Source organism: Bacillus zhangzhouensis (genome assembly GCF_000715205.1).
GTDB classification, from domain to species: Bacteria; Bacillota; Bacilli; order Bacillales; family Bacillaceae; genus Bacillus; species Bacillus zhangzhouensis.
Window position 1 is genome coordinate 21,891 of sequence record NZ_JOTP01000029.1, and the last position, 13,049, is coordinate 34,939.

Here is a 13,049-nt window from a genome sequence, read left to right on the forward strand (position 1 = left end):
TTATGTTTCACAAATGGACAAGCTTAAACAAGGATTGACATCATATACTGTCAGTTTATACGGAAAACTTTTTTCGCATTTTCTGTTGTCAATTCAGCAAGCTCTTCAAAGCTCATTTCTCGTAATTCAGCAATTTGCTCTACGATATATTTCACATAACTTGGCTCATTGCGCTTCCCTCTGAAAGGCGCTGGCGTTAAGTATGGGCAGTCTGTTTCAATCAAAAGTCGATCACTTGGTATGTCCTTTACAACTTCCTTCGGCTTTTTGGCATTTTTAAATGTCACAGGTCCACCGAATGAAATATAAAAGTTCATTTCCATACAGGCTTTTGCAATTTCGAGGCTTCCTGTAAAGCAGTGCATAATACCTCCAACATCTGCCGCTCCCTCTTCCTTTAAGATCGTCACGACATCTTCCGTTGCGTCACGGTTATGAATGATGATTGGAAGATTCACTTCCTTCGCAAGAGCAATTTGACGTCTAAAGACTTCTTTTTGTACTTCTTTTGGCGACTTGTCCCAATAGTAATCCAGACCCATTTCTCCAATGGCAACGACCTTTTCATGTTGAGATAATTCTTTAATCCAAGCCAAATCCTCATCTGTCATATCAATTGCATCGACAGGATGCCAGCCGATGGCTGCATAAATGAAATCATACTCTTCAATTAATTCCATCGCTCTCGTAATCGTCGGGCGGTCAAACCCCACCACCACAATGTTCTCTACCTTTTCACTTTTGGCTCGTTCGATCACCTGCTCTAAGTCCTCATTGTATTGTTCCGCATTTAAATGGGCATGTGTATCAAATAACATCGTTCATTGCTCCTTTCGACAATTCTCCTAAAAAACAAAAGGTGTTCGACGAAATGTTACACGTGGAACACCTTTGTTGATTTATAAAATTTTTGTTCCATTCGCTAGAGATTGATCCACTTCAAGGACCTGCAATTTCCCACCAGTTTCCCCAGTTAAAATCATTCCCTGGGAAATTTCCCCTTTGAGTTTAACTGGCGTGAGATTCGCTACGCAAACAAGCTTCTTCCCTACCAATTCATCTGGTTGATAATGCTTGGCAATCCCTGAGACAATTTGTCTTTTTTCAAATCCAAAATCAAGCTGGAGCTTTAAAAGACGATCAGCTTTTTTAACTGGGGCTGCTTCCAATACTTGTGCTACTCGAAGATCAACTTTCGAGAAATCATCAAATGCAATTTCTGCTCCCAGCTCAGGCAAATCCGTTTCTTCTATTTCAGCTTGCTCTTCTTCTACCTTAGGCGTACTTCCCTGCATTTTCTCTTTAATGTATGCCACTTCTTCTTCGGCCTCTAAACGCGGGAACAATGGCTCTCCTTTTTGTACCGTCGCTTGTTGAATCGCACCAAATGATAGAATACTGTCCCAGCTTTTGAGTTTATCTTCTTCGATTCCAAGCTGGAAGAAGATTTTCTCAGGTGTTTTCGTTAAGAATGGCGTTAGTAGCACTGCTGTAATTCGAAGTGATTCTGCTAAATGGTACATAACAGAATGTAGTTCTTTTCGTTTCGTTTCATCCTTCGCTAACACCCATGGAGCTGTTTGATCAATATATTTATTGGTTCTGCTGATTAATGTCCATACATTTGAAAGAGCCACCGAGAATTCAAGGTTTTCCATCGCTTCTTCATAAGCTTTTACCGTTTGTTCAGCCACAGCTTTAAGCTCCTCATCAAACTCATTGACAGGCCCTTTATAGCTACTTAATGTACCGTCAAAATATTTTTGCACCATCGCCACTGTACGGTTAAGCAAGTTTCCTAAATCATTGGCAAGGTCATAGTTTACACGTTCAACGAATCCTTCTGGTGTAAACACACCATCCGCACCAAATGGCACTTCGCGAAGTAGATAATAACGAAGGGCATCAAGGCCATAGCGATCAATTAATGTAACCGGATCTACCACGTTCCCTTTTGATTTAGACATTTTGCCATCTTTCATAAGCAGCCAGCCGTGTGCAAAAATTTGTTTCGGCAGTGGCAGATCAAGTGCCATCAACATAATCGGCCAATAAATTGTATGGAAGCGTACAATTTCTTTCCCTACAAGGTGTACGTTGGCAGGCCAATATTTTTTATATTTTTCATCCTGATCGGTTCCATAGCCAATCGCTGTTAAATAGTTGAATAACGCATCAATCCATACATAAATCACGTGTTTCGGATTATTCGGTACTTTAATTCCCCAATCAAAGGTTGTTCTTGATACAGCTAAATCCTCTAAACCTGGTTTAATGAAGTTATTGATCATTTCATTCTTTCTTGATTCAGGCTGAATGAACGATGGATTCTTTTCGTAATAGTCCAGTAAACGATCTGCATACTTACTCATACGGAAGAAATATGATTCCTCTTTAATCAATTCAACAGGGTGACCACTGTCGGGGCTTTTCCCGCCAATGACTTCTCCTTTCTCATTTCGCTCAACATCAACAAGCTGTGTTTCCGTATAGAATGTTTCATCAGGAATACTGTACCAGCCTTCATATTGATCTAAATAGATATCTCCTTGATCAAGCAGTTTTTGGAAGACTTGCTCAATGATTTTCGTATGTCTTTTTTCCGTTGTACGAATGAAATCATCATTTGAAATGTCGAGTTTCTTCCATAATGATTGAATGTCTGCAACGACGGGATCTAAATACTCAATCGGTGTAATATTTTGTTCTTCAGCTTTTTGCTGAATTTTTTGTCCGTGCTCATCTGTACCCGTTAAATACATCACATCATAGCCTTGAAGACGTTTATAACGAGCCATGGCATCCCCTGCCACTGTCGTATAAGCATGTCCAATATGTAATTTTCCGCTCGGATAGTAAATAGGTGTTGTCAGATAAAACGTTTTTTTCTTTTCCGGCATGTCGGAACCTCCTGCGTGTGTGTAAATGTCAAAAGCTCCCGCCCAATGGACGAGAGCGGTTATAATCACTTCATTAAAATGTGTCAGATCATTTCATTATGTTTTGCACTTGTGCTTTCTCTATGATACCATCTTAGCCTTTAAGATCAAGCATATATACATAGAAGAAGATGAAATGATCGAAAAAGATGAGTTTTTCGAAAAAACGACAAACCGCTCGACATTTTGTCGAATATTGTCGTATGAAATATACTTTCAGATTTACAATTGGCTAATTTAGGGCAAAAGTCTCGTCAATCTGTTCTCATTATTTATCATATTTTTCTAGATAAAGTCCACAAAATCCTTACACACCAATAGTTTCAAGGTCTTTTGACTTTAAGAGTCATATTTTACAAACAATAGTAAACAAAATGATTGACGATTTATGGAAACCTTGTTATGCTAGGAATGTAAGGAATTTGTCGAATAATGACGAAGATAATATTATATTAAGAATAAGAACTCTTTGGGAGGAGAATGAAGATGAAATCTACAGGTATTGTACGTAAAGTTGACGAATTAGGACGCGTGGTGATTCCAATCGAACTTCGCCGTACACTAGGAATCGCTGAAAAAGACGCTTTGGAAATTTATGTTGATGATGAAAAAATTATCCTAAAAAAATATAAACCAAACATGACTTGCCAAGTAACAGGTGAAGTATCAGACGATAACCTTAAACTTGCTAATGGTAAATTAGTTCTTAGCCGTGAAGGTGCAGAGCAAATCATTAACGAAATCCAAAACCAACTTCAATCACAAAAATAAGTATCATATAAAAAGGTTCTTGCACCGTTTGCAAGAACCTTTCTTTATTGTTCAATATGATAGGCATCGTATATCGTGCGCTTTGGCACACCCCGTTCAACTGCTGTACGTTTAATGGCTTCCTTCGACGTCAATCCTTCCTCTATGTAATGGATCACGTGTTCTTTTTCAGATAAGGACTTCCACCAGGCTTCTTCATTCAGCTCTTCTTCATCCTGATCATTTCCTTGTACCACAAGACAGAATTCGCCGCGAATTTGTTGTTCCGTAGCCCATGTCAGCACGTACTCTAAATCTCCACGAATAAACTCTTCGAATTTTTTTGTCAGTTCTCGCGTAATTGCAATGTTCCGGTTCCCCCACACTTCCTTCATCACGGTCAGCGTTTCTTTTAACCGATGGGGCGCCTCATACAAAATAATCGTTTCTTGGCGTTTCTTCAATGCTTCCAGCTGTTTTTTCTTTTCCTTTTTTTGACGATCAAGAAAACCGTAAAAGAAAAATGGCTGTGGCGCGATCCCTGACGCAATTAGCGCCGTTAGTGCCGCGTTTGCACCAGGTAGCGGAATGACATAGCCTCCGATGCTAGTAAAGTCTCGAACCACTTCAGCTCCTGGATCAGAGATAGTCGGCAAACCAGCATCGCTCACTAGTGCGATATTTTTTCCTTCTTTTAGCCATTCGATCAACTTGTAACCACTGCTATCTTTGTTATGCTCATGATAACTCGTTAACGGGGTATCAATTTCATATACATGACAAAGCTTTTTCGTTTGTCTCGTATCTTCTGCGGCAATATAGTCTACATCTTTTAATGTTTGTATCGCTCGGAACGTCATATCTTCTAAGTTTCCAATTGGGGTTGGTACGAGATAAAGAATCCCCATTTCGGATTGACCATCAAAGCTTTTCTGTGTCTTTTTCATGTGCCGCCTCCTTTTCCATTCGCATTTCTTGTATATAAATGTCTTTCTTTTGACGTGTCCAAGTTTTAAAACGATATTCTTGCTGCATGGCTTCTCTTTTGGTTGAAAAACATTCATGGTAATACAGCTCAACCGGCCGCCTCGCTCTTGTATATTTTGCTCCCTTACCACTATTGTGGGTATTCAGCCTTTTTTGTAAGTCGTTTGTATATCCAGCATACAAACTGCCATCTGCACATTTCAATACATAAAAGTAATGCTTATGCTTCTCCATATAGTATCGTCCTGATTTCTTCTGTATACTCTTGGTCTTCCCCATAAACAAAGAGGGGTGGCAAGATTTTTAAATCTGGCTTTCCATCTTTCATGCCTTCTACTAAGATTGTATTGGCTTCTTTCCCCTGTTTCGGATAAACAAATTGAATTCGCTTTGGCTCTACACGGTATTTCTTCATCATTTCAACAATCTCAAGCAAACGTCCTGGGCGGTGAACCATTGCCAGCTTGCCCCCTTGCTTCAGCAAAGTGGAAGAAACACGAATGACATCTTCTAATGTACAATGAATTTCATGCCGTGCAATTGCTAAATATTCATTTTCATTGATTTCATCCTTAGAGGGTGTCTTAAAATACGGCGGATTACATGTGATCACATCTACTTTGTGGTTACCATAGCGTTTTGGCATGTCATTCAAATCACCATGTATCAATTCAATCTGATGCTCTAATTGATTATGCTCTACACTTCTCTTTGCCATATCATACAGGCGTTCTTGAATTTCAACACCTGTAATAGAGGCCTTAGACCGAGTCGAAAGCAGCAATGGTACGATACCATTTCCCGTACAAAGATCAATGATCTCCCCTTTTTGGATCGGCACATACGCAAATTTTGCTAATAAAACCGCATCCAATGAAAAGGCGAACACGGTTTTACTTTGAATGATTTTCATATCTTCAGCCAGCAAGTAGTCTAAACGTTCATCTTCTCTTAATGAAACCATGATGTATCCTTTCTTTTCCTGTGAAAAAGGCTCCCGATTCAGCGGAAGCCTTTTCTCATTTTTTATTTAAAAATGACAGACAGAACAAACAGTCTCCCTCTTTACGAATGCTCCCATAATGTACATTACAAATATGGAAACCTTCCTGATATAACCGAGCAAGGTTATCATGACCTTCTCCTATATCAGAATGACTTGGCTTCTGGGCAGAATCATTCTCCGCCTCAGACGATTTGTCTCGATCGGACTGATCCAGACGTTCACGCAAGTGCTGATTCTCCATCTGAAGCTGATGATTTTCTTCAATCACTTCACCGATATGATTTTTCAAATCACCTAGCTGTCGATAAAGAGAACCGATTTGTTCTTCTAAATTGATCACTGTATCAAATAGTTCCTTTTTATCCAAGGTGGCACACCTCGTTACTCAGTTGTTTGTGCAGATACAACGCCTTCTTGTAATAATTCTTCCCAAGTATATTCTACCACTTTTTCTTGCCCGGTTAATTCAACTTGCAAAATTCGTTCTAAAATATTGAGCCCTACTACCTTTGCAGAGCCATTAGACGTCTGAATCGTTTCACCGATATCCGGTAATTGTTCTTTCGCTGTTTCATACTCATCATTCTCATATTTCAAGCAGCACATCAAACGGCCGCAAAGCCCTGAAATTTTCGTAGGGTTTAATGACAGGTTTTGATCTTTTGCCATTTTTATGGACACCGGTTCAAAATCTCCTAGAAATGTCGAACAGCAAAGCATTCTTCCACAAGGACCTATGCCGCCCAGCATTTTTGCCTCGTCTCTTACACCGATTTGGCGAAGTTCAATTCTCGTCTTGAAGATCGATGCAAGATCCTTCACCAGCTCACGGAAATCTACTCTGCCGTCCGCTGTGAAATAGAAGATGACCTTGTTTCGGTCAAATGTAAATTCAACATCGACTAGCTTCATTTCCAGGCCGTGTTCACTAACCTTCTGAAGACATGTATCAAAGGCTGCTATCGCTGCTTCTTTGTTTTCCTCAACGATGAGCCGGTCTCGTTCGTCTGCTACACGAATCACCTTACGTAGAGGGAGAACCACATCGTGTTCATCTACCTTTTTATTGGCGATGACCACTTGTCCGTACTCAACCCCTCTGACCGTTTCTACAATGACACAACTATCATTTTCTATATGAAATCCATTAGGATCGAAATAATAGATTTTGCCCGCTTTTTTAAAGCGAACACCAATTACGTTGTACAAGCTTATCCCTCCTGCAACATCAACACCAATTGCTCCATTAGCCCTTGGGCATTCACGTTGGATTGAAGTCTCTTTTTCGCTTCTAATACAGCAAGGATCTGGTTTGTCACCATCTGCTGTGTGGAATGCAGCGCGTGCTGCTTCATTGTCTGGAATAAGTCTTGATAAATGACTTTATCTTCGTTTCCTATTTGAATCGACAATACATCACGATATATAAATAAAAGCATATCCAGACCTGTTTCTTGAAGGTCTTTCTCTTTGAAAAAAGGCATCCATTGATCTTGTATATAAAAAAATGCATGTTCTTTTCGCTGGTGTAAGACTTCATACAATTTTATCACTTTCGCTCTAGACTCTGCAAACTGATCATTTCGACTTAATTCGAGTGCTTCTGCTAAATTATTAGTTAAATTCGACAAAAGCCTTGCAAGATGCTGAGATACGCCTTCTTGTAAAAGCTGCTGCTCCAAGGATTGTGGCTGCAGCGGCTGAAAGCTAAGCATCTGACATCTTGAAATAATCGTATCCAGCATTTTATGTGATTGCTCAGTGATTAAAACCGCCATTGTTTCCCGATTAGGCTCCTCTAGGAACTTTAATAAACTGTTCGCGGCATTGACCGTCATTTTGTCCGCATGAAGAATGATATACATTTTCCGGTGCGATTCTACACCTGTTTTTGTAAATTCTTCCTGCAATGCCTGCACTTGCGCTTTCTTAATCGATTGGCCGTCAGGCTGCACTAAATGTAAGTCTGGATGGTTTCCAGACTCAATCCTTTTGCAGTTTTGACAGGATTCACATGGTTTCACTCCTGCTTCCAAGCAAAAAAAGCTCTTAGCCAAAAGCATGGCAGCATCTAGCTTTCCTGTCCCTTTTTTCCCTTCAAATAAGTAAGCATGGGCCAGTCGGTCTTTATCAATACTATTAAAAATCAGCCGCATGACGCGCGGCTGCAAATCATTCATGTCATCCCAGCTAATTGCCATGTTATCACTCTCTATGTGTAAAGGTTAATCAATAAACCTTTTATTTCTCCAATACGTTCAAGCAAATCAATAGAGGGTTTCTCTTGATCCATCATATCCTCTGTTAATTCAATAAGCTTTTCATCTAATGCTTTGACTAAAGCGAGTGTTCGCGTGTTGCCATACAGGTCAAAGCTCCTTGACGTCTCTACATTTAATCCATTATCGACGGTCTCTTTCACAAAGCGCTTCACAAGTCCTTTAAACCTGGCCAAGTCCTTTAGGTTTCGTGACTTTGTCAGCTTTTTACCGAACACCTCGATATCACTCAGCATGATCGTCAATTGTTCTAAGCGCATTTTGCCGCCTTGTGTCTCCATAGAAGCTTTAAAAGAAGCAGATGTCTGGCCTCCTTTAATCGCTTGAAGTTCACGCTTTTCTAAAAGCAGCCGCATATCTTGATTAATTTTCACAGCAACCCATCCTTAAAATTGATGAAATTGTTCAACTGGCAGAATAAAGACAGTAGCTCCACCAACTTCAACCTCAACAGGGTATGGTACGTATGAATCTGCATTTCCACCCATTGGTGATACAGGCGCGATCATCTGATCACGTTTACGGCAATTTTCCTTTATAAGCTGTAAAGCCTTATCCACTCGGACATCATCACACCCAATAATAAAAGTCGTATTTCCAGACTTTAAAAACCCACCAGTTGAAGCTAATTTTGTCACGCCGAATTGATGTTCAGTCAATATTTTCAACAACTTGCTACTATCTTGGTCCTGTACAACGGCAACAATTAATTTCATTTGATTGGCCTCCTTCGTTTTAGGCACAGGTGACATGCCGATGTCTTCCTCTATATTATAACAACGATTGGGAATTAGGTCATATTTGATTTTTCTTTAATGTGTCCTGAATCAACTGAAGCACTTCTTCATAGACATCCTGCATCGGCTGAGACGCATCCACTACACGGAATCGTTCTGGTGATTGCGCAATCAGCAATTCATAGCCTTCTCTGACCAGCTGGTGGAAATTCAGGGTCTCCATATCTAATCGATTTTTTTCTCTTCCTTGATTGGCATCAATTCGCTTTAGACCTTCCTCTGGTGTAATAGAAAAGTAAATGGTCATTTGCGGCATTGTACCATTAATAGCAAAATCGTTAATTGATTTTACTTCTTCAATCCCAAGCCCTCTCGCATAGCCTTGATAAGCAAGGGAGCTATCGACAAAACGATCACATAAGACCGTGTCCCCGCGCTGTAATGCGGGTTCTACCTTCTCAGCCAAATGCTGTCTTCTTGCTGCTGCATATAGCAATGCCTCTGTTTTTGCGTCCATTTTTGTATTTTTTTCGTTTAAAATGACTTCACGAATCTGCTCTGCAATTTCGATACCGCCCGGCTCCCGAGTCGCCATCACTGCATATCCTTGGCGCTTCATTTCTTCGTACACTTTTCGTATCACTGTCGTTTTTCCGGCACCCTCTGGTCCTTCAAACGTAATAAACATACCGCTCATAGTGTCTCCTCTTCTATATAAACATATAATTTTCTCTGGTGAATCACCTGACTTGCTTGAACATGAACGTGATGTCCAAGCAAACGGCTTAATGTCGAAATTTGATCTGCTTCAATACACTCTCCCTTAATCATCAAAGGTATGCCTGGCGGATAGGGAATCACCGATTCTGCAATGATCCGCCCTGCTGCTTTTTCGAATGGGACGGCTTCTATGTCTTGTCTTTGCTGATCGACCTCTATGGATGGCGTCCCCTTTTGAAGATGCTCTTTTTTTTCAAGCATTACATCACTTTGCTGAAGAACCTGCTCTATGGCTGAAAAAGGGACGTCCTTCGTCTGTCCCAGACCAAAAACGAGTAAGACTTGATGTTCATCCGCAAGTTCCGGGTGAACATCAACCGATTCAAGCACTTTTTTTAGTTCATAGCCTGTCAGCCCTTTTGTTGAACGAATGACGCATTTTAATGGGTCCGTAAATAACGAGTCAGACTCGACCACTTCGAGATGGGACATCCTGTTAAACTGTTCTTTCAGCTTTGCCAGTCCTGTCATGATTCCGTCCAATTCCCCTTTTCCCTTGATCTCCTCAACATAAGCTCTCGCCACATCTAACGAGGCCATAATTGGATAAGAAGGTGAACTGCTTTGAAGCATCGTTAACAATGACTTCAAACGCTTCACATCTATTCGGTCCCCTTGAAGATGGAGATAAGAGCCCATCGTCATCGCTGGAAGGGTTTTATGTGCTGATTGTACCACCACGTCTGCTCCGTAGGAAAGGGCAGATGGAGGAAAGGCGCCGCCTAATACAAAATGAGCGCCATGTGCCTCATCAACCAAAACAATCATGCCCGCTTCATGACACATGTGAATCAGCTTTGATAAATCAGCTGCATGTCCATAGTAGTTTGGATACGTCAAAACGATTGCCCGGCAGTTAGGATGTTTCGCAATAGCTTTTTTGACTGTTTCATCTGTAACATGGGTTGGGACGTGCAAGTATGGATCGATATCAGTTTCTAACATAATAGGCGTTGCTCCTGCAAGCTCAATCGCATGGAAAACAGACTTATGACAATTTCGCTGAACAAAAATCTCATCTTCAGTACGACATGCAGCCATCACCATCGCTAGATTTCCAACTGTTGTGCCATTCACAAGGAAAAAGCTTTGTTTTGCTCCATATAGCTTTGCCAATAAATCCTCTGCCTCTTGAATCACACCAGTCGGGTGATGGAGATCATCTAGACCTTCAAGCTCCGTCACATCCAGCTGAAGAATTGATGCATAGTCGGACCGTGCCTCATCAAAAAAGACATCTCCATTGTGATGTCCTGGAACGTGAAAAGAATAAGGCTTCTTTTCCGCATGTTGTGATAATGCTGTATATAAAGGTGTTTTCAAACTAATCGACCCTTTTCACTTAAACGATATCTTATTTCTATTATAACGTTCAAACAAGTGAACTGAAAGGTGGTTTCTCATTCCTTTATTGGTTGATGATTCGCCAGCTTCTGCTCAGCCTCGTACATGTTGTTTTTTAATTGAGCTCTCTCTTGGCTCCCATGTTCTTTCACCTGTAACGTTTCCTGTAATGTTTCAGCTAATTGGTGTTGAACCTTTTTCAACGTATCTATAGGCGTTAATGATGCGTCTTCAAGAAGCTGTCCTTGCTGCTTTGATACCTTTTCATATGTTTGTTGGATTCGCTGTTCAAGGGCTGAATTAGCTCGCTGCTGAATATGAGTTAATGCAATCGACATTTGGTTGATCCATAGAGGAATAGAAGCGGAAACAGTTGATTGAATGTGGTTGGCTAATGTATGGTTCGTATGCTGAATCATCCGGATTTGAGCATTACATTGCAATGCAATTTGCCGGCTTAACAGCAAATCATACTTTCGTTCTTTCAATCTCTCCATATATTCTTCCTCATTTACTTCCTGACTCATCAATTGCTCCTCTAATGTCCGATCATTAGAATGTTTCGCTTCTGAAAGGACCTGCTGCTCTAACTGTGTCAATTTCGCTTCAACTGCTGCAACCTGTAGCGTCATCTCTTGGAAATATGATTGATTTTCTTCAAATAAACGCTCTAATAGCTTATGGTCCGAGATTAATACGCCTCTTGCGTAACGGAGCCTTGCTGATAATCTCTCTATCTGAGCTTCTGCTTGTTTAAAACGAGAAATGATCTCCTGAGTCGAACGCTTCCCCCGTTGAAATAACTTCAAAAAAAAGGCCTGCTTCTTTGGCAGTAAATCCTCGGGCTCCACTAAATGTAGTTGCTGCAAAAAAGCTTCAAGCACATCTCCTATTTGATCGATATCTTTTTTCTCAACATATTTCATCATGTGTTGTGATTGTTCTAATAATCGTTCCTGCACACGTGTACCATAGAGAAGCAGCTTTTGAGGATGGTCAGGGATCTTTTCAGCCCGATGTATGGCCTCTTGTTTTTCCTCATCAGATAAAGTATCAAACACCCGAAACTGAAGATCTGTAGTAGATGTTGATGCTGATGTGACTTGATCTTCTGGTTTCATCGAGTTTGACTCCTTTCATCTATTTTTTGATCATTTTATCGGCCACTTCAAGTTCAATGTGAAGGGCTTCTATATCTCTTCCTAAAACTTGCTGTAAATCATTCGTCAATTGCTTTTGCAACTCTGTCAGTGTGACTCGAGTTTGGCTCAGTGTCATTTCAAGCTCATGACTGCGATTAGGCTGATTATACAGTAGTGCATATTTTTCGGTTAGTTCAACGACAGAATCCAAACTTTCGAAATAAAATCGCTGTGCATCATAAAATCGGTTCGGCTCTTTTTTTGTAATTGTATAGATTCGTCGTGCAAGCCGAAGGATTTCATAATTATGTTTGATCGTCTGCACGTTTTTCACAGCAAATAAAGCTTTCTTCAAACGAACCAGCTTTTGCCCTGCTTCTTTTAAATGCTGTTTAATATATACATAATCACTACGAGACAGTCCGTGCTTCTTTAAAAACAACTGGAAAGCAACCCATCTGCTTCCTACAAACATCGCGCCCCACCCAATCATCGAATACAGTATTGATAATCCAACATGATGGTGGAAAACTCCAATACTGACGGTTAAAATCACAATCGAGAAAAGAGTAGAGAGGATGGCCCATATAAATGTGAAAAAGATTGATTTCATGTTCATCGACTCCTATGAATAATCAGGCTCTTTGTTTATCTTATTATTTATTACGGGTGTTGTCCAAACTAAGTTCCAAAAAACAGGCCCAATCCTCGATAGCTCATAAAAAAAGACCATCTAGTGGTCTATGAATACAAAGGTGGCGTATGAAGATTTTTCAGCTTTCTAACATAATCGGCATAGCTAGGATCCGAGGTCGATGTAGAAATTAACTTTCGCTCACAGTCTCGGCACAAAAACTGATGATATAAATAAATTCCCTTTGTCTTTTTCTCTTCACAAATCAAACAAATCGCTTCTTGCTCTTTTTTGCTCATTGTGACACCTCCACTTATAGCTTCAGTATGCCCTAGCGCTTTCAATTGTATACAAAATTAAGAATGTTTTAGATGGTAGTTTAGTATATGTATCCATCCCAGATCGAGTGTTTGTTCCTTTTGTTAAAAAACAAAAAAGACCAGTTCCGTGT

Annotated in this window: 16 protein-coding genes; 1 reads left to right on the forward strand and 15 read right to left on the reverse strand. The window is 40.3% G+C overall.

All coding sequences use genetic code 11. The features are described 5' to 3' along the window. Positions 1 to 50: 50 nt before the first annotated feature. Positions 51 to 818 (reverse strand): TatD family hydrolase, encoded by a 768-nt coding sequence (locus BA70_RS16365; RefSeq protein WP_034324503.1) that lies wholly within the window; start codon positions 816 to 818, stop codon positions 51 to 53. A gap of 81 nt (positions 819 to 899) precedes the next feature. After that, entirely contained in the window at positions 900 to 2,900 is a 2,001-nt protein-coding gene (gene metG, locus BA70_RS16370; RefSeq protein ID WP_034324504.1) for a methionine--tRNA ligase, read from the reverse strand. A 519-nt stretch (positions 2,901 to 3,419) separates the two neighbouring features. Between metG and BA70_RS16375 the strand changes: the two genes are divergently transcribed. Then, positions 3,420 to 3,710, forward strand: a complete 291-nt coding sequence (locus BA70_RS16375) for an AbrB/MazE/SpoVT family DNA-binding domain-containing protein (RefSeq protein WP_087975202.1) — start codon at positions 3,420 to 3,422, stop codon at positions 3,708 to 3,710. A 44-nt stretch (positions 3,711 to 3,754) separates the two neighbouring features. Here BA70_RS16375 and rsmI read toward each other — a convergent pair whose 3' ends face one another. The 13 genes from rsmI to BA70_RS16440 all read right to left on the reverse strand — a co-directional run bounded on the left by rsmI (position 3,755) and on the right by BA70_RS16440 (position 12,897). Continuing rightward, complete coding sequence (gene rsmI / locus BA70_RS16380; RefSeq protein WP_034324506.1) at positions 3,755 to 4,636, reverse strand: 16S rRNA (cytidine(1402)-2'-O)-methyltransferase; 882 nt, start codon at positions 4,634 to 4,636, stop codon at positions 3,755 to 3,757. After that, a complete protein-coding gene (locus tag BA70_RS16385; protein WP_034324509.1) occupies positions 4,611 to 4,910 on the reverse strand; it encodes a GIY-YIG nuclease family protein in 300 nt (99 codons plus the stop codon). Before BA70_RS16385 ends, rsmI begins: the two co-directional genes overlap by 26 nt. Further along, positions 4,897 to 5,640 (reverse strand): tRNA1(Val) (adenine(37)-N6)-methyltransferase, encoded by a 744-nt coding sequence (locus BA70_RS16390; protein WP_034324511.1) that lies wholly within the window; start codon positions 5,638 to 5,640, stop codon positions 4,897 to 4,899. Before BA70_RS16390 ends, BA70_RS16385 begins: the two co-directional genes overlap by 14 nt. A gap of 55 nt (positions 5,641 to 5,695) precedes the next feature. Then, entirely contained in the window at positions 5,696 to 6,049 is a 354-nt protein-coding gene (gene yabA, locus BA70_RS16395; protein WP_024425629.1) for a DNA replication initiation control protein YabA, read from the reverse strand. A 14-nt stretch (positions 6,050 to 6,063) separates the two neighbouring features. After that, positions 6,064 to 6,891, reverse strand: coding sequence for a competence/sporulation regulator complex protein RicT (gene ricT, locus BA70_RS16400; protein ID WP_034324513.1), 828 nt, complete (start codon positions 6,889 to 6,891; stop codon positions 6,064 to 6,066). 2 nt (positions 6,892 to 6,893) lie between these two features. Next, positions 6,894 to 7,883: a DNA polymerase III subunit delta' gene (holB, locus tag BA70_RS16405; RefSeq protein ID WP_034324516.1), complete on the reverse strand. Its 990-nt coding sequence runs from the start codon at positions 7,881 to 7,883 to the stop codon at positions 6,894 to 6,896. Positions 7,884 to 7,894: 11 nt separating this feature from the next. After that, positions 7,895 to 8,335, reverse strand: a complete 441-nt coding sequence (locus tag BA70_RS16410) for a YaaR family protein (protein ID WP_034324518.1) — start codon at positions 8,333 to 8,335, stop codon at positions 7,895 to 7,897. Positions 8,336 to 8,347: 12 nt separating this feature from the next. Then, positions 8,348 to 8,677 (reverse strand): cyclic-di-AMP receptor, encoded by a 330-nt coding sequence (locus tag BA70_RS16415; protein WP_012008640.1) that lies wholly within the window; start codon positions 8,675 to 8,677, stop codon positions 8,348 to 8,350. A gap of 79 nt (positions 8,678 to 8,756) precedes the next feature. Then, positions 8,757 to 9,395, reverse strand: coding sequence for a dTMP kinase (gene tmk, locus BA70_RS16420; protein WP_034324521.1), 639 nt, complete (start codon positions 9,393 to 9,395; stop codon positions 8,757 to 8,759). Beyond that, positions 9,392 to 10,801, reverse strand: coding sequence for an aminotransferase class I/II-fold pyridoxal phosphate-dependent enzyme (locus BA70_RS16425; protein WP_034324523.1), 1,410 nt, complete (start codon positions 10,799 to 10,801; stop codon positions 9,392 to 9,394). Before BA70_RS16425 ends, tmk begins: the two co-directional genes overlap by 4 nt. A gap of 77 nt (positions 10,802 to 10,878) precedes the next feature. After that, the gene (locus tag BA70_RS16430) at positions 10,879 to 11,943 is read right to left on the reverse strand and encodes a toxic anion resistance protein (protein ID WP_034324526.1); all 1,065 of its coding nucleotides are present in this window, start codon (positions 11,941 to 11,943) and stop codon (positions 10,879 to 10,881) included. A 19-nt stretch (positions 11,944 to 11,962) separates the two neighbouring features. Further along, a complete protein-coding gene (locus tag BA70_RS16435) occupies positions 11,963 to 12,577 on the reverse strand; it encodes a 5-bromo-4-chloroindolyl phosphate hydrolysis family protein (protein ID WP_034324527.1) in 615 nt (204 codons plus the stop codon). A gap of 128 nt (positions 12,578 to 12,705) precedes the next feature. Beyond that, positions 12,706 to 12,897: a sigma factor G inhibitor Gin gene (locus BA70_RS16440; RefSeq protein ID WP_034324529.1), complete on the reverse strand. Its 192-nt coding sequence runs from the start codon at positions 12,895 to 12,897 to the stop codon at positions 12,706 to 12,708. Positions 12,898 to 13,049: the final 152 nt, after the last annotated feature.